Origin of the sequence: Chryseobacterium sp. CBo1, assembly GCF_001693475.1 — a bacterium.
Lineage (GTDB): Bacteria > Bacteroidota > Bacteroidia > Flavobacteriales > Weeksellaceae > Chryseobacterium > Chryseobacterium formosense.
The window spans coordinates 136,607-163,088 of record NZ_MAUH01000012.1; the positions used below are offsets into that span (position 1 = coordinate 136,607).

At 36.0% G+C, this 26,482-nt stretch carries 19 protein-coding genes; 9 read left to right on the forward strand and 10 right to left on the reverse strand.

All coding sequences use genetic code 11. From position 1 onward, the window contains the following. Positions 1–12 precede the first annotated feature (12 nt). From kdpA to BA768_RS09320, 7 genes are all read right to left on the reverse strand, one after another. Complete coding sequence (kdpA, locus tag BA768_RS09300; protein ID WP_065720505.1) at positions 13–1,701, reverse strand: potassium-transporting ATPase subunit KdpA; 1,689 nt, start codon at positions 1,699–1,701, stop codon at positions 13–15. Positions 1,702–1,843: 142 nt separating this feature from the next. Then, positions 1,844–1,921: a potassium-transporting ATPase subunit F gene (locus BA768_RS21770; protein WP_074958710.1), complete on the reverse strand. Its 78-nt coding sequence runs from the start codon at positions 1,919–1,921 to the stop codon at positions 1,844–1,846. Positions 1,922–1,923: 2 nt separating this feature from the next. After that, entirely contained in the window at positions 1,924–2,301 is a 378-nt protein-coding gene (locus BA768_RS09305; protein WP_228388357.1) for a hypothetical protein, read from the reverse strand. 106 nt (positions 2,302–2,407) lie between these two features. Then, a complete protein-coding gene (locus BA768_RS21260; RefSeq protein WP_165571808.1) occupies positions 2,408–2,545 on the reverse strand; it encodes a hypothetical protein in 138 nt (45 codons plus the stop codon). 11 nt (positions 2,546–2,556) lie between these two features. Further along, entirely contained in the window at positions 2,557–2,916 is a 360-nt protein-coding gene (locus BA768_RS09310) for a hypothetical protein (RefSeq protein WP_034679841.1), read from the reverse strand. Between the two features lie 158 nt (positions 2,917–3,074). Continuing rightward, entirely contained in the window at positions 3,075–4,421 is a 1,347-nt protein-coding gene (locus tag BA768_RS09315; RefSeq protein ID WP_065720507.1) for a sigma-54-dependent transcriptional regulator, read from the reverse strand. Between the two features lie 61 nt (positions 4,422–4,482). Then, positions 4,483–5,358: a phosphatase PAP2 family protein gene (locus BA768_RS09320; protein ID WP_083206622.1), complete on the reverse strand. Its 876-nt coding sequence runs from the start codon at positions 5,356–5,358 to the stop codon at positions 4,483–4,485. Between the two features lie 345 nt (positions 5,359–5,703). Between BA768_RS09320 and BA768_RS09325 the strand changes: the two genes are divergently transcribed. Further along, positions 5,704–7,416 (forward strand): helix-turn-helix domain-containing protein, encoded by a 1,713-nt coding sequence (locus tag BA768_RS09325; RefSeq protein ID WP_065720508.1) that lies wholly within the window; start codon positions 5,704–5,706, stop codon positions 7,414–7,416. Here BA768_RS09325 and BA768_RS21465 read toward each other — a convergent pair. Next, a complete protein-coding gene (locus BA768_RS21465) occupies positions 7,400–9,094 on the reverse strand; it encodes a helix-turn-helix domain-containing protein (protein WP_065720509.1) in 1,695 nt (564 codons plus the stop codon). The genes BA768_RS09325 and BA768_RS21465 overlap by 17 nt on opposite strands. 616 nt (positions 9,095–9,710) lie before the next feature. Here BA768_RS21465 and BA768_RS09335 point away from each other — a divergent pair. The 8 genes from BA768_RS09335 (at position 9,711) to BA768_RS09370 (ending at position 24,811) form a co-directional block, all read left to right on the forward strand. Continuing rightward, complete coding sequence (locus tag BA768_RS09335; RefSeq protein WP_065720510.1) at positions 9,711–10,322, forward strand: hypothetical protein; 612 nt, start codon at positions 9,711–9,713, stop codon at positions 10,320–10,322. A 189-nt stretch (positions 10,323–10,511) separates the two neighbouring features. Further along, complete coding sequence (locus tag BA768_RS09340) at positions 10,512–15,623, forward strand: DUF6923 family protein (RefSeq protein ID WP_065720511.1); 5,112 nt, start codon at positions 10,512–10,514, stop codon at positions 15,621–15,623. Between the two features lie 84 nt (positions 15,624–15,707). Continuing rightward, positions 15,708–16,223 (forward strand): hypothetical protein, encoded by a 516-nt coding sequence (locus tag BA768_RS09345; protein ID WP_065720512.1) that lies wholly within the window; start codon positions 15,708–15,710, stop codon positions 16,221–16,223. A 145-nt stretch (positions 16,224–16,368) separates the two neighbouring features. Continuing rightward, complete coding sequence (locus tag BA768_RS09350; RefSeq protein WP_065720513.1) at positions 16,369–16,932, forward strand: hypothetical protein; 564 nt, start codon at positions 16,369–16,371, stop codon at positions 16,930–16,932. A gap of 52 nt (positions 16,933–16,984) precedes the next feature. Continuing rightward, positions 16,985–22,969, forward strand: a complete 5,985-nt coding sequence (locus tag BA768_RS09355) for a beta strand repeat-containing protein (protein ID WP_123947092.1) — start codon at positions 16,985–16,987, stop codon at positions 22,967–22,969. A gap of 84 nt (positions 22,970–23,053) precedes the next feature. Then, positions 23,054–23,569, forward strand: coding sequence for a hypothetical protein (locus tag BA768_RS09360; protein WP_065720512.1), 516 nt, complete (start codon positions 23,054–23,056; stop codon positions 23,567–23,569). A 404-nt stretch (positions 23,570–23,973) separates the two neighbouring features. Continuing rightward, positions 23,974–24,432: a transposase gene (locus BA768_RS09365; protein ID WP_065720515.1), complete on the forward strand. Its 459-nt coding sequence runs from the start codon at positions 23,974–23,976 to the stop codon at positions 24,430–24,432. Positions 24,433–24,478: 46 nt separating this feature from the next. Next, entirely contained in the window at positions 24,479–24,811 is a 333-nt protein-coding gene (locus tag BA768_RS09370; RefSeq protein WP_065720516.1) for a helix-turn-helix domain-containing protein, read from the forward strand. Between the two features lie 6 nt (positions 24,812–24,817). Here BA768_RS09370 and BA768_RS09375 read toward each other — a convergent pair whose 3' ends face one another. Both BA768_RS09375 and BA768_RS09380 read right to left on the reverse strand, forming a co-directional pair. Next, on the reverse strand, positions 24,818–25,477 hold the full coding sequence (locus BA768_RS09375) for a murein L,D-transpeptidase catalytic domain-containing protein (RefSeq protein WP_065720517.1): 660 nt from the start codon (positions 25,475–25,477) through the stop codon (positions 24,818–24,820). Between the two features lie 6 nt (positions 25,478–25,483). Next, positions 25,484–26,167: a TIGR02117 family protein gene (locus tag BA768_RS09380; protein ID WP_065720518.1), complete on the reverse strand. Its 684-nt coding sequence runs from the start codon at positions 26,165–26,167 to the stop codon at positions 25,484–25,486. Positions 26,168–26,482: the final 315 nt, after the last annotated feature.

Genomic DNA, 26,482 nt, shown 5'->3' on the forward strand with positions numbered 1-26,482 from the left:
TCTTATCTAATTTTATTTCATTGAAAAATATTCTGCGATAGGACCCAATGCCAATGCAGGGAAAAACGAAAGTGCAGCAATGATGGCAATCACAGCGAAAATCATGATTCCAAAAGTGGAAGTATCGGTTTTTAGGGTACCCTCGCCTTCCGGAATGTATTTTTTCTTTGCCAGTAAACCAGCAATCACTACAGGTCCGATAATAGGAATGAATCGACCTAATATTAATACAATTCCTGTTGAAATGTTCCAAAACATATTATTATCACCCAATCCTTCAAAACCACTTCCGTTGTTAGCTGCCGAAGAAGTGTATTCGTATAAAATCTCACTAAAGCCATGAAAGCCCGGATTATTAAGCGTAGAAGCTCCTACTTCCGGAAATGCCGTTGCCACAGCAGCGCCCACTAAGATGAGAAACGGATGAAATAATGCCACAATCATCGCTATTTTCATTTCTCTTGCTTCAATTTTTCTGCCCATAAATTCGGGAGTTCTTCCTACCATTAATCCACTAATGAATACGGCAAGAATGATATAGATGAAAATATTCAAAATCCCTGCGCCGTCACCACCATAAAAAGCATTCACCATCATTGCCAACATCTGCGTCATTCCTGAAAGAGGTACAGCACTGTCATGCATTGAATTGATAGAACCTGTAGAAATAACGGTTGTCACAATACTCCAGAATCCTGAAGCTGCCGCTCCGAACCGGATTTCTTTCCCTTCCATTGCACCTAAAGAATTATCAATTCCCATCTGGCTGATTGCTGGATTACCATTCATTTCCATGGTAATGGTTGGAACGGCAAGTAATAAAAATCCAACAGTCATTACTCCAAAAATCATGTACCCGAATTTTTTTCTGCGAATGAAATGTCCGAATGCAAAAACCATTGCCATTGGAATAACAAGTTGCGCAAACATTTCTACCATATTGGTAAAATAATTAGGATTTTCTAAAGGGTGTGCGCTATTTGCTCCAAAAAATCCGCCTCCATTGGTTCCGACATGTTTGATTGGTACGAATGCAGCAACAGGCCCTGTGGAAACATCCGCCGTTTTGCCTTCCAGTGTAATCATTTTATCTTTCCCGTTAAAAGTCATCGGCATTCCTTCAAAAACCATCACGGCACCGATAATTAATGAAATAGGCAACAAAATTCTTGTGATCGATTTTAATAAATAATCATAAAAATTTCCGAGTTTTTCGGTTGTTTTTTCTCTAAAAGCTTTAAAAACAACGATTGATGCTGCCATACCGGTTGCTGCCGATACAAACTGAAGAAACATCAGCCAGATCTGTCCGAAATAGCTCATCCCCGTTTCTCCCGAGTAATGCTGCAGGTTACAGTTAACTAAAAATGAAATAGTTGTATTGAATGCCAAATCCGGTGACATATCTGGATTTCCGTCGGGATTGAGAGGAAGCCAGCTCATATTCATCAAAACCAGCATACTCATAAAAAACCAAAGCAGATTGATCGTTAAAAGTGCAACAAGATGCTGTTTCCAATTCATTTCATGATCCGGATCGATGCCTGAAAATTTATAGAAAAAACGTTCTATCGGATTAAAAACCGGATCTAAAAAAGTCTTCTCGTTGGAGTAAACTTTTGCTATATATTTACCTAAAGGTATTGCGAGCAGCAATGTTATAAGAAACATTGCTACAATGCCTAAAATTTCAGTGTTCATAAGTTTTTTAATGAATTAATTCGAATTCTTTTACAGTAATAATCAGATAAAGAAATGCGACGATACAGGAGATCCAGAAAAACAGTATTCCCCAGTCTTTGAATTTATTGATAATGTTTTGTTTCATTGCTTTACAGCATATTTAAAATTTTTCAGGTTTTACGAGTACATAGCACATGTAGGCGAATACAGCTATGGCGATGATGAATAATAGGGTCATATCTAATTTTTTAATTTTTGATCTTGTATTATTTGCAGACTGTGAATTTCACGGAAAGCAGGAGGAATTTCCTGATAAAGAAACTTCCATTGCTGGGGTTGCAGATTTTTTCTCCAGCTTTCAAAAGACCTTACAAAAAGGTTTTCTATGATGTATCTGATGTATGAATTTCCGTTATTATAAATCCAGTACATTCTTCTTATTGAGACACTCATTTTTTGAATTTTTGAATGTTGGGAGAGACTTTTCATATTGTCTATCGTGATCTGCACGATTCCCGGAAAATTGTGCTGCACAGAAAGTTCTGTGATCTCACTGCGAATGGAAGGAAAAAATACCTTCATATATTCTATGGCAGTAATTCGGTTGATCTTTTTCAAAGCAGAATGTTTTAAATTTCATCGAAATATTCAATTAGACGGTAAAACAAAACGAAAAAAGCCGATCCCAGAATCAATAAAATAATTGTTGTCATATCGTAATTTTTTAATACTGAATAATTGCCGCAGCAACAAAAACGCCTAAGATCACAGCGATGTTAATTGTTACAATCTCAAGATTATGCTTTTCACGAATAGATTTCCATTCTTTCCAGCTTCCGATTTTTCTGATTTTTGATTTCATATTTTTTTATTTTAAATCCCTGATTTGTAAACCTGATGCAGGTAATTATTCTGAAGGCTCAATGACATTTTGTCGAAAATCATTTTTTTGTAAGCGGGTTCACTCGAAAATGTAAAGCTGTCTAAAGAATATATGAAGATATTTTCGATGGCATTTTTTAAAGCCTGATCACCTTTGTTATACAACTGATTCATCTTTCGAATAGATTTCAGCAGAATTTTTTGGTCATTATCTCTGATCAGTTTTTTGATTTGTCGGGTAAAAACATTAATGACCATGTAAGGTGACTTGGTTTTGTAAGACTCCTGAAATTCTTCTTTTGTTTCCGGGATCACTTTGATGATCTCTGCAACGGCTTCTGTATGATTCATTTTTTATTATTTGAATACATAATGCCAAGATTTATTCCGAGATAAAATATTTAACCATAAATATTTAACAATCAAAACATTACAATCAAAACATCTCATGCCAAAAAACAAAAAACCCTATCAAAATGATAGGGTCATTATCAGAATGGAAAAATATTTTACGAAATTTTGTATTCTTCTATTTTGCGGTACAACGTTGCAATACCAATTTCTAGAAGACGTGCTGCCTCCGATTTATTGCCTTTTGTATGATTAAGGACTTTCTGAATCTGAATCTTTTCTGCACTTGCCATTGAAAAAGCTGACATCAGTTTATTACTTTCGTTATCTGAATTGTTTTCTGCAATATCGGGCGGAAGACTTTCTATATCAAGAATTGAAGAATCCGTTAAGATCACACTGCGTTCTATGACGTTTCTAAGCTCCCGGATATTACCTTTCCATCTGTGGTTTTTCAATGCTTTAAGATAAGCAGAAGAAACAGCAGAAATATTTTTACCTATTTTCCGGGAAAACGTTTTGAGGAAAAAATCTGCAATCAGCTCAATGTCTGAAGTTCTTTCTCTTAAGGAAGGTAGATTTATTTTAAAAATATTAATCCTGTAATAGAGGTCTTCTCTGAAATTTCCATTTTCAATTTCTTTTTCAAGATCTCTGTTGGTTGCTGCGATAATGCGGACATCTGTTTTTATAGGCTTACTGTCTCCTACTTTGAGAAATTCACCGGATTCCAGCACTCTTAATAATTTTGCCTGAAGATCCAGTGGCATTTCGCCAATTTCGTCAAGAAAAACAGTTCCCAGATTGGCTTCTTCAAAAATACCTTTGCTGTCTTTTACCGCTCCTGTGAAAGCTCCTGCTTTATGACCAAAAAGTTCATTTTCCAGCAAATCTTTCCCAAATGCAGAACAGTTTACGGCGATAAAATTCTTTTTGCTTCTTTTACTTGCGTGATGAATTGCCTGTGCAAAAACTTCTTTTCCGGTTCCCGTTTCTCCTGTAAGAAGCACTGTTGCATCCGTTATTGCAACTTTTTTTGCAGAGTCTACCGATGAAAGCAATACCTCGGATTTACCGATTATATTATTGAAAGACTGCTTATTATCCAACTGTTTTTCCAGCTGGATGACCCGTTTATTTAAGGCTACTTTTTCTGTGGCTTTGTATACAAGCGGAAGAATTTTGGTATTGTCGTCACCTTTGGTAATGTAGTCGAAAGCTCCATTTTTTATCGCCATCACTCCGTCGGGAATATTCCCGAAGGCGGTTAAAAGAATAACCTCTGTCACCGGAAATTTTTCTTTAATGATTTTCGAAAACTCCACACCGTTACCATCCGGAAGCTTCACATCACAAATGACAATATCAATATCAGAAACTTCAAGTCTTTTGAGACCAGATTTCAGATTGCTTGCTTCAAAAACTTCAAATCCTTCCAGGCTTATAATTCTTGAAAGAAGTGATCTTATTTTTTCTTCGTCATCGATAATTAAAATAGTATTCAATGCTGTAATTTATGTAGATCAAAATTAGGATTTATATTGAATTTTTAAAGTGATTTTACATTTAAAAAACACCGTTTAGCCCAAGCATATTTGGCGACATGCTCAGTCTCCATGCGATTTTGTTTTTTCCTTCTTTTTTAATTTGGTTTTTGTTCATGTATTTATAGGTTCCCTCCACCACAAAATAGCTGATTGCTGCACTCAGGAAAACATCTGAAAAAAAATGAGCCCCATCCCAGACTCTGGATAAAGGTGTAATTGCACCGATCGTATAAATACCTGCTTTTACCCAAGGATTTGAAAACTGTTTTGCCAGAGAAAACATCGTTGTCGCCACCAATACCGTATGACCTGAAGGAAAAGAACGATACGCCGGTTCGCCACTGAAAGGTTTAAAATGAAATTTACCTTCTCCTGTTCCGGGTCTTGCTCTTCCTACTAATGTTTTTGATAAGGTTTGTATCAATCCGGCCGTGGTTGCTGAAGAAATCATCAATACTCCGGTATCTCTTATTTTGTCATTTTTAGTGAAAAGTCCGGTTAAGTAAACCAAACTCGTAATTCCATAATTATTTTGTGGTCCGCCGAAATAATCGCCAAATTTTCTGACAACACTCGGAACTTTTTCCCGCTGATCCATAAAATATTTACTGGTATCATGATCTACAGAATACAAGAGCACTGTTCCCAAAGCAACACCACCTACATCGACCCAATTATCTTTTTTCCATGAAAAAGGACTTGCGTAGCTGTGAGCAATATTGTTGAAAATTTGTTTTCCGTCCACCACAAGCTGTCTACCAATACTGTTTTTAGTATTTACAACAATCGAATCCTCTACATCGGGATTGTTTATCACTAATTCTAAACTGTCTGTCTGCTGCGAAAAAAATAGGTTGGAAATAAAGAATAATCCGAAAATCAAGGTCTGCTTCACTGTTCACTTCTTAAGAACAGCAAATTTATTGATTATAAAGCGGCAAGAGAGACCTTTAATTAAGTTATAGAAAAAAAATATCAAACCGCAGATAAACTACTCAATTATTAATGAACAAAATTATTTAAAATATTGATTTTCAATTTTATTAATAATTAAAAAGTACAAATCTATACTTATCCAAATTTCAAATCATTATGTTAATTAATTTTAAAATATTAAAAAATCCTCAATAAAATTTAAAATTTTTGTAATAATTGAATTACAGAGATGTGGTATATAAACTATATGTTGTACTTTTGACACCGTATTCACCAAATTTTATACAAACTATTACGTAAAGTCATGAAAAGATATTTCTACATTTTTTTTGCATTTCTTTCTTATATTTCTTTTTTTGCCCAAAATCAAAAGGATGCTGTTTCTTCTGAAATAACAAAAGCAACTATTGATAAAAAATTATCTTATATTAAAGAAAATGAAATTAATACTAAAGATGAAGAAAAAATGCTGCTTCAGTTAAGAGCCGATGCAGAAAAAATGTCATATGAAAAAGGAATTCTCTTAAGTGGTGATTATCTCATGACCAACTATAATCTACAACGTAATCATACAAAAGTAGTTGAACTGGGAAATCAGTTAAAAAAAATTATAAAAGATAAAAAAGAAGATCCCACCGGAGTTATATCTAGCATTTATAGAAGAAATGCCTTAGCACTCATGTATCTTGGTCTTGATGACGAAAGCAAAAAGGATGTTCAAAAAGCAATATTCTTTGCAAAAACTATTGAGAATCCTGATAGAAAATACCTGAGACTTACTCAGACCTATATGGATATGCATTCTCATTACAATAATCTGACAAACTTATCCGATAATAAATCTTATAAAGATTCTACTTTATATTATCTTGAAAAATCTTTAGAGGCAGCAAATAAAATTAAGGATAACAATGGTGAGATTCCGGATAAAAAGAAATACTCTGAGATCATATACATATACTTACGTCTTGGAATTTTTTATTTAGAATATTCAGATGAAAAAGGAAATTTAGCATTAGCCGAGAAAAATCTTTTAACAGCCGAAAAAATACAGAAAGAAAAACCAAGTTTACCAGAAAGAGATATGGCTATTCTTCTTAATCAATTGAGCTGGCTTTATCTTGAGAAAAAAGAGTTTAAAAAAACTATTGATTATGCAAATCAGGCATTAAATTTAGAGAAGCAAAGCTATGATCCAACCGTAAGAGTAGAATCTTTCGAATTTCTTGCTACAGCTTACACAGAGATGGGAGACAAAGAAAAGTCTGCTTTATTTATGAAAAAGTATACTAATCTTAAAGACAGCTTAAATGTCATAAATAAGTCTAATGCCAATACTGCAATGAAAAATGTAATTGCAGAAACGGATAAAGACTATAAAGAGAATTCAAAAAAAATGTTATTCATTATCGGCGTACTTATATTAATTGCCGGAACGGTAACCACATTTCTCTGGAAAAGAAAAAACAGAATCTTACGTCAGAAATACGAGAAAATTATTGAGAATCTTAATAATGAAACTTCTGCATATATTGATAATTCAACCACCGATTTTAGTGAAGATATAGACTTGCAGGAGGAAAAGAATAATTTAGATCCTGAAAATTCAGCAAATTCTCAAAAAAACACCATTTCTTCTGAAACCGAAACAAGGATTCTTAAAAAGCTTGCTGCTTTTGAAAAATCAACTAAATTTTTAAAGAAAGATCTTACCATTGGTCTTTTGGCGGGGCAGTTGAATACCAATTCTAAATACCTGTCCGAAATTATAAAGCATCACAAATCACAAAACTTTAGCAATTATATTAATCAACTTAAAATCAATTTCATTATTCATAAGCTTTATAACGAGCCTAATTATCGCGAGTATAAAATCAGTTATTTAGCAGATGTCTGTGGCTACGCCTCGCCTCAGGTTTTCGTGATTGCTTTTAAAAAAATACATGGCATGACACCTTCGTATTTCATTGAAAGTCTTAAAGATGATGATATGAGTACTACTAATCCTGATTCTTGAGCTGATCTATAAAGTGAGACGGAGTAACACCGGTTTCCTTTTTAAATGCAATCACAAAGACTTGTGTTGATGCATATCCACATTCTTCAGAAAGATAGCTGATTTTGTATTCACGATATACAGGATCACTAATCAATTTGTTGGTAATATATTGAATTCTCAGCCCGTTGATATAGCTATTGAAGTTTTTATTTCGGTGAATCTTTATAACTTCCGATATGTATTTTGTGTTTGTATTAAGATGATTAGAAAGCCAGGTAAGATTAATATCTTTACGCAAAAACTTTCCTGAATCTTCAAATTTAGCAAGCTTTTTTAAAATAAAACTTACCATTTCTTCTGAAATTCCGATTGCTTGTTTTGAAATATTAGAATTTAAACACTCATTTTTTTGTTCATTATCAGGCACTAAAGCTACATTTTCATTTTCTAGAGCGGCAGTATTTGATGTATGTATTTTTTTTATTAAAAAAAAATTCTTTTTGTTACGATATACAATAAAGCCTGCAAAAGTAATAATCAATGCCAGTAAACCAAATAAAACACCTTTAATAAGGGTATACTGGCTATTTTCGCTTGTTTCTGCAATTACCTGACGCATAGGAATCTCCACCGCCTCTTTTTCAATAGAAACAATACTGTCATTAAGTTTAGAATAAAGATCAAGATATCTTTTAGACTTTTCATTATCACCTAAGCTCAGATATGATTTTGCCAAAACCATATAAGTCAATCTTCTACTATATGGCCTGTTGCAGGATTTTTCAATCGTCAACATATATTCACCGTAGTCAATTGCCTTTGTATAATCTTTCTTTAAATGATAAAACTCTTGCAGTGCCTGATACAAATCCATTCTTGTATCAGAATTGTAACTACTAGTACTTTGGTTAACCATTTTTAGAGCTTCCAGAAAATATTTTTCAGATAAAACGATATCCTTATTCATATTTTTAGAATCTTTATAGTATATACCCAGATTCATATTCACAGAAATCAGCAGATTATTCTTTTTTTCGTTAAGAACAGTAAGGCTCATATCATCAACCTTAAGTACTTCTTCTCTACATTTCTTGAGGTAATACAACACTTTATCATCAGACTTCCCATGATAATATGGTGCTAAATTATAGTAAATAAAAGAGGTGTAAAAATATCTTTCATCTGCATCTTCAATGAGCATAGATGCTTTAATAGCACTTTTATATTGATTAAGACTTTCATCGTACATTCCTAAATTATCACACAATGTAGCTCTTGTATCATATAATATTGATAGTGTTGTGTAATCTTTTTGAGATGCTGCAAGATCACGCACTTTATCAGAAATTTTAAATGCTTTTTTGTAATCTCCTATTTTAGAATATAGAAGCATGAGATTTTTAGTAGCAAGCAACTCTCCTTTTTTACAATTTTCAGATTTTGCAAAGTGTATTGTTTCCTCCAAAATCTTCCTTGCTTCAAATAACTTTCCATTCTGATTAAGATCGACTGCTTTATTAACATAATCAGTTATTTTGCTTTCCTTATTGCAGATGAGCGATTGTGCACTAATCCTACCGTATCCTAAGTAATTTATCAGGAAAATAAGCGAAAAAAATCTAGGTAAAAACTCTTTATAGCTTGTCTTTCTTACAGAAAAAAAATGCTTCGACTGGTTCGGTAAATTTCGATACATAAATTTATCGTAATAATTGCAAAATGGTTATTACCTCAAAAGTAATGTTCGAAAGAGTTATAAGAATAAAAGTATATAGAATATATTCTGATATTATTCTATTAAAAAAAAGCTCAAGTATCTAATTAACAATATATATAAATTGTAAAATGCAATATATAACACATGAAAAATTAAAGAAATTTTAAATATATTTTTCTGCTATTATTCTATATAAAATTTGTTTTAGAATCTCAAATACAATAAATATATTTTTCAGAATAAACAGATCATGATATTCATATAATCAAATGTTTCAAATTCAAAAACAATTAACTCCGATAAAGAAATATTGTTTTTTTTATCAATAATTATTAAAAAAATTACCAATGAGACAATCCGAGCCTAACGTTTAATTAATCAAAAAATTAATACGTTAAAAAATTATAACAAAAGTTAAAATAAGTACAACAATTTGAAAATCAACACTATTTAATTGTAAAACAATAAATAATTAAAGAACTATTTCAGAATTAATGGTATAAAATTATTTTTTTCCCCCAAATATCAATGTAATATTGCTTCGTATTCTTTACTAGATATCCCTCAGTATAAAGAAACATTATTAAAAACCACCATGATTAGAAAAAACACCAACATCATTTCCCTTTCAACGAAACCAAAAGGTTTCATTGGGAAATTTGTTTTGTTTTTATTATGGATACTTACTTTACTTCCAAATTCTTTTTCAGCAGCAATTTCAAAAGATGCATCTGATGAGATCATCGCAGATTCATCTTATACAATTACCATTCCTAAATCTGAAAATAACGTTCTACACATTTCAGAAGGAACAACGATATATGGTATGGAAAATATTTCTTTACCATCTTCTGCTGATAATCCTGTTATTAATAAAGAAAAAAAAGTAAAGCCGAAAATCAAAAAGAATTACTTGGCGAAAACGGAAGAAAAAAAACCGATTGTAGAGAAAAGAATTCAAAAAGTAATCGTAAAAACATGCATATCAAAGAATTCAAAAGACTCATTTGATATTTCAAAAAAACATTTCAACGAAGGAACTGTTAATACAAATTTACAGTTGAAGATTTCTATTATTACTGAAACTCTTCGTATAGATACTCATTACCATGGCAACACAAATTCATCATATACCTATTCAAATTTTCTAAAAGGAGGATTGGCTGTGTCTTATTATTTTACACGTCCTCCTCCTTTTCTTGCCTAAATATTAGCTTATTCCCTTAAATAATGATGTGATCAAATAGATACATAATCAACAAGAGCTTAATATTTAAAAATCAAATTCCCTTTAAATCTTATGAAGAAGTTTAAAAAATTTCTTTTAAGATCATGTGCCTGATTAAAAATACTTAATCTGAACACATATATATTACACAATTTTAAACCAATGATAATGAAAAATTTATTCTTAACTGTAATGCTTTTTACAGGGAATCTCTTGGTGTACTCTCAGTTCACCTGTGATTCTTCAATGTATTTGGGACAAGCCCCAAATGCAGCCACCAATACTACGTTATATAACGTAAATACCTTCACAAATCCTTTTACTTATCCTGCAATAGGAACTATAGCATCTATAAAGTATAATGCTATGGGTTTTCATCCTACTACCGGATACTTATATGCAATAGCCGATGCAAGTAATAATATTCTTAGAATAAACTCAGACGGAACTTTCACAAATTTGGGGGCCGTTACAAATCTGCCTACAGGAATTAGTTTCAACTCAGGGGAAATTGATAGTGCAGGAAACTTTTATGTAAGCGGTGCAGGAAGTGTAAATACCCTGTACAGAATCAATATCGCAACACTTACAGCTACTCCTATCCCATTACTTTCATCTCTAACGGTATCCGATTTTGCCTACAATCCTGTTGATGGTTTCCTTTATGGAGTTCACAATACAACTGGATTATTGACTCGTATTAATACAACTACCGGAGTAGTGACTTCTATCGGAACTGCTATTGCCGGAACTCCTTTTGGCGCGATGATGGGATCTAGTACAGGAGCAATTTTTGGAGTGAGTAACAACGGTGGATTTTATCAGTTTAACATTACAAATGGTACACGAGTATTAGTTTCTGGTGCACCTGCAAGTTTAGGTAACGACGGTGCGCATTGCGTAACTGCTCCAATTACTTTTGCTACAGATCTTTCCATTACAAAAACAAACGGAACCACGCAATATACTGCAGGAACTAGTACCACTTATACAATTGTGGTAAGAAATAACGGTTCTTTCGGAGTTTTGAATGCAAGTGTTACAGATAGTGTACCTGCAGGAATTCCAAATGCCAACATGACATATACCGCAGTTGCATCTGCAGGGAGTACAACAGCAGTAACTGGTACTCAGACAGGTGCTATTAATGATTTAGTTTCTTTACCTGTTAACGGTACAGTTACTTATACGGTTACAGTAAATATTCCAGCTGCATTTACTGGTAATCTCACCAATACTGCAATAATAACTTCACCTGTTACTTCTACAGATTCAAATTTAGCTAATAATAGCGCAACAGATACCGATGTAAGTTCATGCAGTGCCGGATTAGACTCCGATGGAGACGGTATCAGTAATTTTTGTGATCTTGATGCAGATAATGACGGTATACCAAACTGTGTGGAAAATGGTTTTAATGGTGACCCAAATACCACATTTAAATCAAATGGCAATGCAACTGCTCTTACAAATTCTTCAGGAATTGCTCCTACAAACCAATTTAGATTAACAAACGGAGCTTCTCAGGTAGGACAAGCATGGTCTTACGGTAAAATTGATTTTGCCCAAAGTTTTAATATTAATATGAAAGTCCTTTTATCAGATGCAGATGGTATAGCTATCGTTTTTCAAAATGATCCTTTAGGTACCTCCGCAGCCGGAATTGTAGGCCAAGGCTTAGGAGCCAGAGGTATTTCGAACGGAATTGCTTTAGAACTGGATACCTTTGAGAATAGTTGTGATAATGATCTTAATAATGGAGGAAATTGTGATCCGTCATTTGATCATGGTAGCATAAGAATGACAGCAGGTACAGCAACAACAGGATGGACGAAGTTAGCAGGTGACGGACAGTTGGGGGATGGAACAGTAAATGATGGATTATGGCATACGGTGAATGTGATTTGGAATGCGACAACACGTAATCTGTCATATACTTTTGATGGAATGGCTGTAACAAATTATACTTTTCCGGCAACTGGTGCAAATTCATTAACGACTATTTTCGGGGGAACAACTAATGTTCGTTTCGGATTCACTGGTTCCACAGGCGAATTTGGGTCTAATAATAGTATTGGGTTTGATAATCCTTGTTCAATTCCTGTATATTTTGATACCGATAATGATGGAACTCCTGATTATCTGGATTTAGACTCTGATAATGATGGCTGCCCTGATGCAAGAGAAGGTGGAGATAATGTGACTGCATCACAACTCAATCCTAACGGAAGCATCAACACTGGAGCGACAGGAGGAGTTAATGCTAATGGAATTCCTAATTTAGTTAATGTTGGTGGTGCTGCAGATATAGATAATGCTGCAGGTCAAAGTATAGGATTTGCTCAGCAATCATCAATAAATGAATGTAATGATATTGATAATGATGGAATTGCAGATCTATATGATTTAGATAATGATAATGACGGTATTTTAGACAGCGATGAGTGCGGATCTACTAACAGAGTTTCGAACGGAGTTTTCCCGACAACAGGAGGAAATACCAATACCGTTACTGGCTGGACGGTAGGTGGTACTTATTCTGCTATTTGGCCATCAGGAACCGGTAGAGTAAACTTAAACTCAAACGGTTTGGAATTTAGAAGGGATCAATCAACAACAACAACCCTATCTCAAAACCTAACCGGGATGATGCCTGCGGCATTAATAACACTGAATAACCTATATTGGTACAGATCACCAGGTATTGAGACAGAAAATGGCTTTACATTCACAGTTTCTTATGCCGGTACAGTATACGCTACAATAAGCTCTACAGGAACTGCTGCCCCTGTGGTAACAGCTAATAACGGTGCAACAGTAAGCATATCAACATTACCTTCGGTAGCTTCAACAGATCAGATTTCAGCTAAAACCAATCTTACCATCAAACTTCCTTTTACTGCAGGTCTCCCAGCTTCAGGACAATTGCTTCTTACATTTGTAGCTGGTATATCTCCTGACCATACAAGAGATTTAGGTATGGGATCAGTTACTGTTTTTGCTTGTCAAGATACAGATGGCGACGGGATTGCTAATATATTTGACATTGACAGTGACAATGACGGTTGCCCAGATGCTGTAGAAGGAGACGAAAATGTAACAGCTACACAGCTTAATCCAGATGGAAGTATCAATGTTGCTGCAAATGGAGGAGTAAACACATTTGGAGTTTCTGTTTTAGTAAATACTGGTGGATCTGCTGACATAGGAAGTGATCAAGGGCAAGGTGTGGGCTATTCTCAGATTTCAGCTACCAATGCATGTACTGATACAGATAATGATGGTATTGCAGATGTCTTAGACCTAGATAAAGATAATGACGGTATTTTAGATACGGATGAATGTGGCGGAGCAGGAAATATCATCAAAAGAGGAAATTTCACAACTTTACCAGCTACACCGGGTACATTCACTCCCGCTCAGTTTGTGACAGCAAATCCTGATTGGGTTCTTGCTTCTACAGGTGCAGGAGCTGCCACTCAAATTTTCTGGGGTAATACTACATCACCTTTTGCTTTTGGTAATGGTATCCGTTTCCAAAGTGATGCTGTGACACAATCTCTTACACAATCAGTAACAAATCTTTATCATTATGCTAAACCTCAGGTGGTAATTTCAAGATTTGCCGCAAGTAACTCTAATCCATTAGCTAATTCATCAACATTGATTTTGTCTTATGCAGGCGTAGAATATATGAGAATTGCAACTGCTAATGGGGTTAATACTACATCTACACTTACATATAGCAACGGAGCGTCAGGTTCATTAGCAACTGTTGCAGTGGGTACTGTTTACAACAACTGGGTAATTGATCTACCTTACGGTGTGCCTTCTACAGGAAGTTTAAAAATTGATTATTTAGCAGGACCTGCCGATTCTGACGATTTTTATATTGGAGACATTGTAATCAATGCTTGTCAGGATACTGACACCGACGGAATACCAAACTTTCTGGATCTGGATTCCGATAACGACGGATGTCTGGATGCCATCGAAGGAGGTGATAACGTAACTTCAGTACAATTGGTTGCTGCTGCAAGCGGACTTGGTGTGGGAACAGGCTCTTCTGCTTCTAACCAAAACCTTTGCGCAGGTACAGGATGTGTGGATGCTCAAGGAGTGCCTACAGTTGTAAACTCAGGGGGCGCTGCCGATATTACTGGTGATCAGGGACAGGGTGCAGGATTCTCTCAAACTACTTTGTTTAATGAGTGTGATACAACTTCAGGTTTTGACTGTATCAAGCCGGGAGTGGCAGGAACTCCTCTTCCGACAAAAGTGGGAATCCTTACAAAATCTAACCCTTCTACCCTATGGCCTCAAAATGTACCAAACGGACACATCGTTCTTGATGGGGCTGAAAAAGGTTTTGTTATCACGCACATGACAACTGCCGAAAGAGATGCTCTTGTTCCGGTAGAAGGAATGATGATCTATAATACCACTGTAAACTGCGTACAGCTTTACAGAGGAACTACCCCTTCTGTAGACTCAGGAAGAACTGGTTGGAACTGTCTGGAAACTGCTTGTGACGGAATACCGCAAAGAAACGTAAACATCGGATATTGGGAACCTAGCGGATATAATTTCTTCAGTAATCACGGTACTTTCAGAAACCAGCTGCAGGCTACTACAAACTATGGGCCTACAGGTACATTCAAAGGTGTTTCAGGATGGACATGGATTGATGCCAATACTGATGTGAATGCTACTGCTGCAACATTCACTGCTGCACAGATGAAAGCTAAATACGATATGATCGTAACAGGTTATAATAATATGACCGCTGCTTCTGCTGCTAAAATCAAGGAATATACAGATTTAGGAGGTGTTGTTTTTGTATTGGCGGATGGATTACAGTCTGCAGGAAATGCGCTTAATACTGCATTCGGAGGTACAGGTAACATCAGTAATGGATCTGACGCACAGGCAGGAGGCAATGCACAGGCAAGAACATTAAACAACAGCATCAGTAACGGAATATTCGGTACAGGTGGTGGTGTTACCATTACAGGAGCTAACGGACAGGCAGTTCCACCGGTGGCTAATATTCCTGCAGGTTCTTTTATCACAGCATATATGAATTTCCCTACCGTAACAAGTACAACAAATGCAGGGGTTTACATCACCGGTGCATCAGGTAGAGCAATATTCGTGTATGATGAAGGAATTTATCGTGCAGGATCTGTAGGAGGTACAGCGATAGATACTACTCAGGAGATATTCATTCACAATTTAATGTCTTATGCCCTGCAGAAAGTAGGCTTCAGTGCTCAGTAAATAATTAAACTTTCAGCCCGGTAAACTGATAAAGAATTGCCGGGTTTGAGAGTATTAATAATTAAATATCAAATTTTTAAAATCATGAAAAAATATATAACACTGGCAATAATTCCCGCAGCATTCTTTTTTTCAGGCAATGCTAAAGCGCAGATTGCCATCGGAAAAACCACAATGACCAATGACAGCGTGCTTCTTGAGTTCGGTACTGAAGCTAAAGGAATCATTCTTCCCGCCGTAAACACAGCTCCGGGAGCGGTAAACGGAACTTTTGTGCTCGACAACACCGTAAAATCGGTAAGAGTAATGCAAAACGGTGCCTGGACGGATCTTTCAACTGCAGGGCAGGCAACGGCAAATCCTTATGCCAATGCAGGAACAGATACCATTCCAGGAATAAACGGAGTTGTGATGGGTGCTGCAACAAGCAGCAAACCGGGAGTTTTGGTACTCGAATCTACCACTAAAGCTTTGGTACTTCCGAAAGTAAGTGAGGCAAACCTAAATATTCCAAGTCCTGTGGCAGGTACAATGGTATATGATACTCAAGCATCAATGCTTGCTGTTTATGACGGGGCTAACTGGAACTATTGGAAGTAATAAAAACTTTCTGTTTGAAAGAGGAGACCATTATATAACAGAGAATTATTCTTCTGTCTTATTAAAAAAGGTAGAAAATTAGATCTTAATAATCATTACAGAAAACATTTATTGTTAAGGTCTAACAACTTAATACACAGCATAAATGCCAAGGTTACAAAAAATAAAATTTTATCTCTATAAGAAAATTCTTATAAAAAAAGATAATCTAAATAATCTCATTGCAAAAAATGCCACTGAGGCTTTATCTGATACAAAACACATCTGCGCTTCCGCCATAAACTGCGGCAGTGCAGATATATTTCTAACAAACTTAAACATACAATTTGGCAAAAATTTACCCCTTAAAATAAATCATGAAATGCCAACTCCTTCAATAGCTTTTATCGAAGGAATTATTGCTTTTAGTTCAGATGCTATTTTGCAATTCAAAATAACAGATAACATTGCGTTAATCCATAATATTAAAACCTTAGTGAAAATGAAACAAAGAGTAATACCCTTAGTAGCAATACTTACACTCACAAGTATTGTAAAATCACAAATTGCTATTGGGAAACCGACTATCACAAACCATTCGGTATCCTTGGAATTTGCAGATACAAAAAATCGGGCAGCAATTGTCGAAAAAGAAATCATCATTTATAATACAAATGGGCTTTCTGGAAACCTTAATCTCATGAAGAATAAGACAGTTTCTAATGCGTGATACCAAAAATTTGGTATGAAAAAAATAACTAAAAATGATTAACAACGAAACCATGAAAAAATTTCTCTTAACTCTATGTACGGTTTTGCCCATGCTTTCCGTATTCGGCCAATCGCCAGGAGGAGTTGCGGCACCAGATTTCTGGGTCAAATCGGACGACGCTGGAAATATCGCTACTGCATGGAAAGATCACTCCGCAAATGCCAATGATATACCTGCGGTAGGCGGATGGGCTCTTTCTCCTGCTGATCGAACACATAATTTTCATCCTTATACGACAGGATACACTGCTTCAAAATATTTTTACAATGACAACAACTCTACTTTGCATTCAAGCACAGGGGTTGGAGTTGAAGCAAATCACTCGATCTTTTCAGTAGTAAGACCTACATCGGCAACTACCGAAGGACGTATTATAGGGATCGATGACGATACAAGTTCTGCTGAGCCAGGATTATCGATTACCAACACCGGATTACCAAACCATTATGAATTCTCAAGAACTACAACAGATACAGATTTTACGACTCCTTATACAACAGGAGCAATAAATATCTTTTCTGCGACAACCAATAATCCTTCAGGAATTGGCGGGGGTACATCTGCATTTTCTGGTGGCGAAAAACGATTAGGGTTAAACGGAATCTATCAGACAACAACATTTACAGGAGGAAATAGATTCCAATTAGTTGGTAAAAGACTAAGAATTGGTCAATCTGGCTGGACTCACGGAGGACCTTTTCCAGGAGACATTATGGAAATTGTCTGGTACAACCGTTTTTTAACGGCTAATGAGCAATCAAGAGTCAACTCTTATCTTGCGATGAAAAACGGTTCTACATTGGGTGAAGATTATCTTACTGCAAGTAGTGCTATTATTTGGAGCAGAACCACTAACACTGGATACAACAATAATATCTTCGGAATTGTAAGAGATGATGCATCTGCGTTACACCAAAAGCAATCAACAAGTACGAATCCGAATCAAAAATTAATTATCGGAAACGGTAGTGGTTTATTTGATACAAACGCTTTAAATACAAATGCTCTTACAAACGGTCAGTTTTTAATGGTTGGAGATAACGGTTTAAAACAAAGACTAGCTGTTCCTTTTGCGTACACTGGCGGACCTAACGGACCAACCAATTACCGTTTTGAATCTGTATGGAAAGTACAGAACACCAACGTTGCAGGACAGGTAACTGTTGCTTGGCCAAAAGGAATAGCGAACATGTATTTGCTACAATCCTCTGACCAGACTTTTGCAACGGTAAATGCATATGTTCCTATGACTACAGAAGTTACAGTGAATGGCGTGGTTTACAATACTGCAACAGTGAATTTAGATAATGGACAATTCTTTACATTTGCCGGGTTTGCAAATGCACCGGGAGGGGTGGTAAATAATTTATCATACTGGTACCGTGCAGATATAAATGCAGCCAATACAGGAACAGGTACTGATGTAACAACGTGGACAGATTTCTTCTCAGGAGCTGTTGTTGCACAGATGGGAGCCAATGCTTTACCTAAATTTAATCCAGGGTCGACAGATTACTTTAATTTCAATCCGGGAATTAACTTTACAGCAGGTACTCAAACATTAGGAAACGTGAATGTAAGGACATTTTCAGCAGACTCATATGATGTTTTCACATTCACTAAGGAAGGCATGACCAGTGGAGGATCTTTTTCTAGTATCTTCAGATCTTTGGTTGATAATGCTTTTCTAACAGGAGGCATACGCCGATGGGATGGCCTTGGTATTCAAATAGATAACGCTATGGAAAGACTTTCCAATACAGGCGGAAATACTGATACCGGCTTATTTACACCAGCAGGAGCATTCTCAACAACCATTCCAAGTATAATGTATAATACATTTACTGCTAATTCAACTACCAGAGCTTTGAATGGTGATGTTAATTTTGCGACAACTACCCATGGAGGAACAGGTATACGAAACCTTAATGGAGGACATCTTTTCGGAGATTCTCAGTTTGGTGGTAATGGTAGTGACAACCGCGGTTTTATTGGAAATATAGGGGAAACCATCATCTATGGTGAAGGGAATTTAACGGCTCAAGAACGTCGTCGAATTGATTCTTATATGGCTATAAAATATGGTATTACATTAGAACGTGTTGCTACAGATAACTATTTAGCATCAGACGCCGGAATTGTATGGGATGGTGCAGCCAACTCAGCATATAATAATAATATTTTTGGAATCGCCTATGACCAACTTTCAGCATTGCACCAAAAGCAATCAAAGAGTGTTAATGCAAATCAAAAAATGATTATTGGAGCTGGTACTTCTTTAGCAGATACCAATGCTGCAAATACTAACAGTTTAGCTGCAGGACAATATCTAATTGTTGGAGACAATGGATTGAGACAGGGATTGAGTACTTCTTTAGCGTATACAGGAACTACAAACGGACCAACTAACTTTAGATTTGAATCGATCTGGAAAGTTCAGAATACTTTGCCATCTAGTCAGGTAACAGTAGCTTGGCCAAAAGGCGTTCAGAATTTGTACTTAGTACAATCAAATAATGAAACTTTTGATACCACAGATGTTTTTACACCTATGGCTACTGAAGTTACTATAAACGGTGTTATTTACAATACTGCAACAGTTACTTTAGGTAATGGTGAATTCTTCACATTTGCAGGATTCGGGCGTGCACCAGGTGGTGTAGTTAATTCATTAAGCTATTGGTACAGAGCAGATAAAAATGCTGCCAATACAGGTGTAGGAACTGATGTAACCACTTGGACTGATTATTTTTCAGGGAATGTAATTGGCCAAATGGGAACAAATGCTTTTCCAAAATATGTTGATGGAGCTGCAAATTACTTCAACTTCAACCCGGGAGTTAACTTTACAGCAGGAACTCAAACACTTGGTACTGTTTCTGTAAGAACATTTTCTGCAGATTCATACGATGTTTTCACATTCACTAAGGAAGGAATGACGAGCGGAGGAGCTTTCTCTAGTATTTTCAGATCATTAGTAGACAATGCATTTCTAACAGGAGGTATACGCCGATGGGATGGTCTGGGTATCCAAATAGATAACGCTATGGAAAGGCTTTCCAATACAGGCGGAAATACTGATACTGGTTTATTTACAGCAGCAGGAGCATTCTCAACAACCATTCCAAGTATCATGTATAATACATTTACTGCTAATACAACTACAAAAGCATTAAACGGAAGTGCTAATTTTGCAACTACTAATCATGGTGGTACTGGTGTTAGAAATTTAAATGGTGGACATCTTTTCGGAGATTCTCAATTTGGTGGTAATGGTAGTGATAACAGAGGATTTATTGGTCATTTAGGAGAAACTATTATCTATGGTGCAGGTAATTTATCTGCAGAAGAACGTAGAAGAGTAGATTCTTACATGGCGATTAAATACGGTATTACATTAGGACAAGTTGCTAATCAACATTACCTTGGTTCTACAGCCTCTCCTACTTCAATTGTATGGAGTGGAACTCTTAATACTGCTTATAATAACAATATTTTTGGTATTGCAAGAGCTGATATCGGAGGTTTTGATCAAAAAGTATCGAAAAGTGTCAACGCTGGTACTATTCTTACTATTGCGAAAGACAATGATTTTGTATCGAGCAACCTTGCTCCTGCAAGAACAGCATTGCCTGCGGACGAAAGCTATATGCTATTGGGAGATAACAACAATACCTTAACTCCGCTCATCGACGTTACAGTAGGAGCAAATACTTTGCACAGAATCCAAAGAATATGGTTATCTCAACGTACCAATACAACTGGGTCTATGTATTTTGAGTCTGATTTATCAGCTTACGGAAGCACATTTACAGCCGGAAATACGGTTTATATGCTCGTGGCGGATGATGATGCCTTTACAACCAATGTATCTCCGGTAACAGGAACTTTTACATCTGGAAAATGGGTATTTAATTATAACTTTGACAGCAACCCTACTGCAAGATATATTACTTTTGCTGAAGGAATTGCTTGTTCAGGAACCGATTCAGACGGAGATGGTATTGCAGACAACTGTGATTTGGATGACGATAATGATGGTATTTTAGATACCGATGAATGTGGATCTGCAAATATTATTGAAAGAGGAAATTTCACAACTTTACCAACTACACCAGGATTTTTGACGCCTGCTCAATTTGCGACAGCAAATCCTGATTGGGTTTTTGCTTCTACAGCAGTAGGTGCAGGAAACCAGATATTCTGGGATAATATCACAGCTCCTTTAGCTTTTGGTAATGGTATTCGTTTCCAAAGAGATGGTGAAACACAATCTCTTACACAATCAATAACAAATCTTTATCATTATGACAGACCTCAGGTATTGATCTCAAAATTTGCAGCCAATAATGGAACCGCTTTAGCAAATTCATCGACTTTGATTTTGTCTTATGCAGGCGTAGAATATATGAGAATTGCAACAGCTAATGGGGTTAATACTACATCTACACTTACATATAGCAACGGAGCGTCAGGATCATTAACAACTGTTGCAGTGGGTACTATTTACAACAACTGGGTAATTGATTTACCTTACGGTGTACCTTCTACAGGAAGTTTAAAAATTGATTATTTAGCAGGACCTGCCGATTCTGACGATTTCTCTCTTGGAGATATTGTAATCAATGCATGTCAGGATACTGACACCGACGGAATACCAAACTTTCTGGATTTAGATTCTGATAACGACGGATGTCTGGATGCCATCGAAGGAGGTGATAACGTAACTTCAGCACAATTGGTTGCTGCTGCAAGCGGACTTGGTGTGGGAACAGGCTCTTCTGCTTCTAACCAAAACCTTTGCGCAGGTACAGGATGTGTGGATGCTCAGGGTGTGCCTACAGTTGTAAACTCAGGAGGAGCTGCCGATATTACTGGAGATCAGGGACAGGGTGCAGGATTCTCTCAAACTACATTATTTAATGAGTGTGATACAACTTCAGGCTATGACTGTATCAAGCCGGGAGTGGCAGGAACTCCACTTCCAACAAAAGTAGGAATCCTTACAAAATCTAACCCTTCTACTCTATGGCCTCAGAATGTACCAAACGGACACATCGTTCTTGATGGTGCTGAAAAAGGGTTTGTTATTACACACATGACAACTACCGAAAGAGATGCTCTTGTTCCGGTAGAAGGAATGATGATCTACAATACCACTGTAAACTGCGTACAGCTTTACAGAGGAACTACCCCTTCTGTAGACTCAGGAAGAACAGGCTGGAACTGTCTGGAAACTGCTTGTGACGGACTACCGCAGAGAAACGTGAATGTAGGATATTGGGGAACTAGCGGATATAATTTCTTCAGTAATCACGGTACTTTCAGAAACCAGCTGCAGGCTACTACAAACTATGGACCTACTGGAACATTCAAAGGTGTTTCAGGATGGACTTGGATTGATGCCAATACCGATGTAAATGCTACTGCTGCTACATTCACCGCTGCACAGATGAAGGCTAAATACGATATGATCGTAACAGGTTATAATAATATGACCGCTGCTTCTGCTGCTAAAATCAAGGAATATACAGATTTAGGAGGTGTTGTTTTTGTCTTGGCGGATGGATTACAGTCTGCAGGAAATGCGCTTAATACTGCATTCGGAGGTACAGGTAACATCAGTAATGGATCTGACGCACAGGCAGGAGGAAATGCACAGGCAAGAACATTAAATAACAGCATCAGTAACGGAATATTCGGTACAGGTGGTGGTGCAACCATTATAGGAACAGCCGGACAGGCGGTTCCACCGGTGGCTAATATTCCTGCAGGTTCTTTTATCACAGCATATATGAATTTCCCTACCGTAACAAGTACAACAAATGCAGGGGTTTACATCACCGGTGCATCAGGTAGAGCAATATTCGTGTATGATGAAGGAATTTATCGTGCGGGGGCTGTAGGAGGTACAGTTATCGACACTCCACAGGAGATATTCATTCACAATTTAATGTCTTATGCTTTGCAAAAAGTAGGCTTCAGTGCTCAGTAAATAATTAAACTTTCAGCCCGGTAAACTGATAAAGAATTGCCGGGTTTGAAAGTATTAATAATTAAATATCAAATTTTTAAAATCATGAAAAAATATATAACACTGGCAATTATTCCCGCAGCATTCTTTTTTTCAGGCAATGCTAAAGCGCAGATTGCCATCGGAAAAACCACAATGACCAATGACAGCGTGCTTCTTGAGTTCGGTACTGAAGCTAAAGGAATCATTCTTCCCGCCGTAAACACAGCTCCGGGAGCGGTAAACGGAACTTTTGTGCTCGACAACACCGTAAAATCGGTAAGAGTAATGCAAAACGGTGCCTGGACGGATCTTTCAACTGCAGGGCAGGCAACGGCAAATCCTTATGCCAATGCAGGAACAGATACCATTCCAGGAATAAACGGAGTTGTGATGGGTGCTGCAACAAGCAGCAAACCGGGAGTTTTGGTACTCGAATCTACCACTAAAGCTTTGGTACTTCCGAAAGTAAGTGAGGCAAACCTAAATATTCCAAGTCCTGTGGCAGGTACAATGGTATATGATACTCAAGCATCAATGCTTGCTGTTTATGACGGGGCTAACTGGAACTACTGGAAATAAAACTGACTATTAATTAAAATATTTACCAGTACGTATTTAAACAGTTTACTTAGACAAAAAGAAATGGCTATGATACGACCAAAAAATGTTTTAAATCTTTAAAAAATGTGAATAATGAAACAAGCTGCGGATGGCATTGCCTTACTACACAAGCATGTTCTGATTAACATTTAAAAAATCTGTTTTCATGTCGAAGTTGAAATATACTTTGGCATGATAAAACAGATAAATTTAATCCAAAAAAATATTGACTATGGTAAAATCTCAACAACTATAATTAACACCAGATTATTCCCATCAAGCCTTTATATAAAAATATCCCTCTATTTTTATATAAAAGCAACAAACGAAGATTCTGAAAATACAACACGTGATAAAAAATAATTACCTAAAAAAACATAATCATGATTGACTTTAAAAACATACACATCGGTCAAATAATCGAAAAAAGAGTGCATGAAACAAATACTGATATGAATCGTATCTGTACATTCCTGAAATCTACACCAGAGGAAGTCGAGCAAATGTATACATCAGAAAGCATTGACTCTTATACCCTTTTGAGATGGAGCAAATTATTGGAATACGACTTCTTCAGGGTCTATTCTCAGCACATCCTGCTATTTTCTTCTGTGCATAAAGAAAAAAGATCAGAAAAGAATAAAGGCAAAAACAGTTCTTCACCGCTCCCTCAGTTTCGAAAGAACATTTATACCAAAGAAATTATTGAATTTATTCTTGAATCTGTAAATTCAGGCGAAAAAACCAAACAGGATATTATCAATATTTATCATATCCCCAAAACTACCTTATACAAATGGTTTTCTAAATACAATGCGAATCCTCAGAGAGCAAAAGATTAGTTTTAAGGATTATTTTATTCAAACATAAACATTAAAAACACAACTTATGTCACAAGATTTTAAACCAAACTACAAAAAGATATTTGAAGATATTGTATTGAAAAAATGCCCGCAACGTTATCAGGAATTCGAGTACTATTTCAATAAAGAGAACCTTACTATTCTGGATGTGATTGAAATCAACAACAGAATATTCGGGCTGAAAGATAAACTTACAATGAGCTTTAATCAACAGCACAGATCGTATGATTATGAAACCATTCTGGAAATGCTTACCTATCAACAAACCGAAAAGCTGAATAATGTAGAACTTGCCAATCACTTCAATCTAAGCAGAAACACGGTAAGTAAATGGCGAAGATTATATTTGAAATACTAATTGGATTTAGTTATAAATCCACATCAAAACAGGTTTTTGGGAGCTTTGGATCATCGGATCTATAGCTCTCAAAGCACTGTTTGAAACAGTAGGGCATCCCCACCCTTCAGGTGAGCCTTTTGGAAAAGTTTCTTCATCACTCATCAGATCCCAGGAATGAAAAACAATAAATCTCTTCAATGCATTCGAGTTTGATTCTTCCAGACCATGCATGAGATATTTCACATGAATTCCCCAATCACTGTAACCTCTTCCCGACAATTTATATTTTCCCAACGAAGAAAGATGACTTCCGTCTTCATTGCTGAATGCAGGATGATCTTTTGATTCATCACCGCTCCAGGAATTTGTTCCGCATCCGTGACCAACAAGATATTTATTCACAATTTTCTGTTTTTTAAAATCCCAGACGACAAACCGGTTTACTCCCGAATGCAGACTCATATCGATTAAAATACAGAAATCCGTATTCAGTTTTCTCTCTTTGCAAAATTCTAAAGCTTCTGTACCTTTATTTTTAGTTTTAATTAAATCTAAAACAGGTTTCTCTTCGTTCTGAACAACTTCACTCTGTTTTGTCAATTCATTTTCAAAAACAGAAAATTGTTTCCCTTTCTGACACGAGAGAAAAACAATCATCATAAAAATCATTGAAGAAAACTTCATTGTAAATTATTTATAGTGAAGAAAAATTCCGTAATCGGAAGGCGTCCAGAAAGCAGCTTTTTGTCCGGCAGCTTTTAATGCGTCATTCGCCCAGGTGTTGCAGGTATTCAGGAAACTGTATTTTCCTTTTGCATCATAAAATGCATCATTATCATCATAAACTGCATTGGTAGGAATCAAAATATAATTTCCGGCTGCATCTTTATCAAATTTTTCATCTATAAATTTCACCAAATCTATGTACTGGCTTTTACTGATCATGATCATTTTACAATCATCTGCCACCGTCATTTTGGTATAATATGAACAATGCATTGCCGATTCACTCAGCCAAAATGCAGCATTGAAAGCCGTTGAAAACTTCAGATCAGCCCAGGTCGGTGTATCGAGATAAAAACCTTTATCGCCCCACCCGATTCCCACAAACTGATAATCGGTTTTTTTAGATTTTGTATTATTAAACGGAATTTTTGCGCTCCAGTCATGCAATTCGTTCTTCACAGGCATTACAATATCGGTATGAACACCATTGGTATAAATGTAAATCGGAATTTCTTTTTTCTCACCGTCATCTTTTGCCGAAATTTCTATAAACGGAAGCAAATACCCTAAAAGAGCATACACAACAACGATCCCAAGAATGATTCCCAACGCTTTCAGGAAATAAAATACTATGATTTTCACCTTCATGTTTTTTGAAAATTGAGGTTAATAAAAATTAATTTTAAATTTTTCGCTAAAAGTATTTATTTTATTTGAAAAATTAGTTAAATTTAGATATCAAACACATGAAAATATGCACAAAAGTAACAAATCCCAAAAGAGATTTAAAATAAGAGTAAAAACAGCTCCAAAAAGAGTACAAAAAAAACGTTGATTTTCTAAGAGATTTTATCTTTTTGAAAGTCAATTTTTCTTTTGTAGAAAGGGCTTTTTAGATTTTTATTGCTAAAATTCTGTCACTTCTTTAAAACCATTTGTTTTAAGGATGATGAACTACCCCCT

Excerpts from the sequence above, each read along its gene's own strand:
- BA768_RS09345 (WP_065720512.1), top strand. The coding sequence starts at position 15,708 with ATGAAAAAATATATAACACTGGCAATAATTCCCGCAGCATTCTTTTTT.
- BA768_RS09310 (WP_034679841.1), bottom strand. The coding sequence starts at position 2,916 with ATGAATCATACAGAAGCCGTTGCAGAGATCATCAAAGTGATCCCGGAA.
- BA768_RS21465 (WP_065720509.1), bottom strand. The coding sequence starts at position 9,094 with ATGTATCGAAATTTACCGAACCAGTCGAAGCATTTTTTTTCTGTAAGA.
- BA768_RS09360 (WP_065720512.1), top strand. The coding sequence starts at position 23,054 with ATGAAAAAATATATAACACTGGCAATTATTCCCGCAGCATTCTTTTTT.
- BA768_RS09340 (WP_065720511.1), top strand. The coding sequence starts at position 10,512 with ATGAAAAATTTATTCTTAACTGTAATGCTTTTTACAGGGAATCTCTTG.
- BA768_RS09365 (WP_065720515.1), top strand. The coding sequence starts at position 23,974 with ATGATTGACTTTAAAAACATACACATCGGTCAAATAATCGAAAAAAGA.
- kdpA (WP_065720505.1), bottom strand. The coding sequence starts at position 1,701 with ATGAACACTGAAATTTTAGGCATTGTAGCAATGTTTCTTATAACATTG.
- BA768_RS09355 (WP_123947092.1), top strand. The coding sequence starts at position 16,985 with ATGAAAAAATTTCTCTTAACTCTATGTACGGTTTTGCCCATGCTTTCC.
- BA768_RS09370 (WP_065720516.1), top strand. The coding sequence starts at position 24,479 with ATGTCACAAGATTTTAAACCAAACTACAAAAAGATATTTGAAGATATT.
- BA768_RS21770 (WP_074958710.1), bottom strand. The coding sequence starts at position 1,921 with ATGACCCTATTATTCATCATCGCCATAGCTGTATTCGCCTACATGTGC.
- BA768_RS09380 (WP_065720518.1), bottom strand. The coding sequence starts at position 26,167 with ATGAAGGTGAAAATCATAGTATTTTATTTCCTGAAAGCGTTGGGAATC.
- BA768_RS21260 (WP_165571808.1), bottom strand. The coding sequence starts at position 2,545 with ATGAAATCAAAAATCAGAAAAATCGGAAGCTGGAAAGAATGGAAATCT.
- BA768_RS09335 (WP_065720510.1), top strand. The coding sequence starts at position 9,711 with ATGATTAGAAAAAACACCAACATCATTTCCCTTTCAACGAAACCAAAA.
- BA768_RS09350 (WP_065720513.1), top strand. The coding sequence starts at position 16,369 with ATGCCAAGGTTACAAAAAATAAAATTTTATCTCTATAAGAAAATTCTT.
- BA768_RS09375 (WP_065720517.1), bottom strand. The coding sequence starts at position 25,477 with ATGAAGTTTTCTTCAATGATTTTTATGATGATTGTTTTTCTCTCGTGT.
- BA768_RS09325 (WP_065720508.1), top strand. The coding sequence starts at position 5,704 with ATGAAAAGATATTTCTACATTTTTTTTGCATTTCTTTCTTATATTTCT.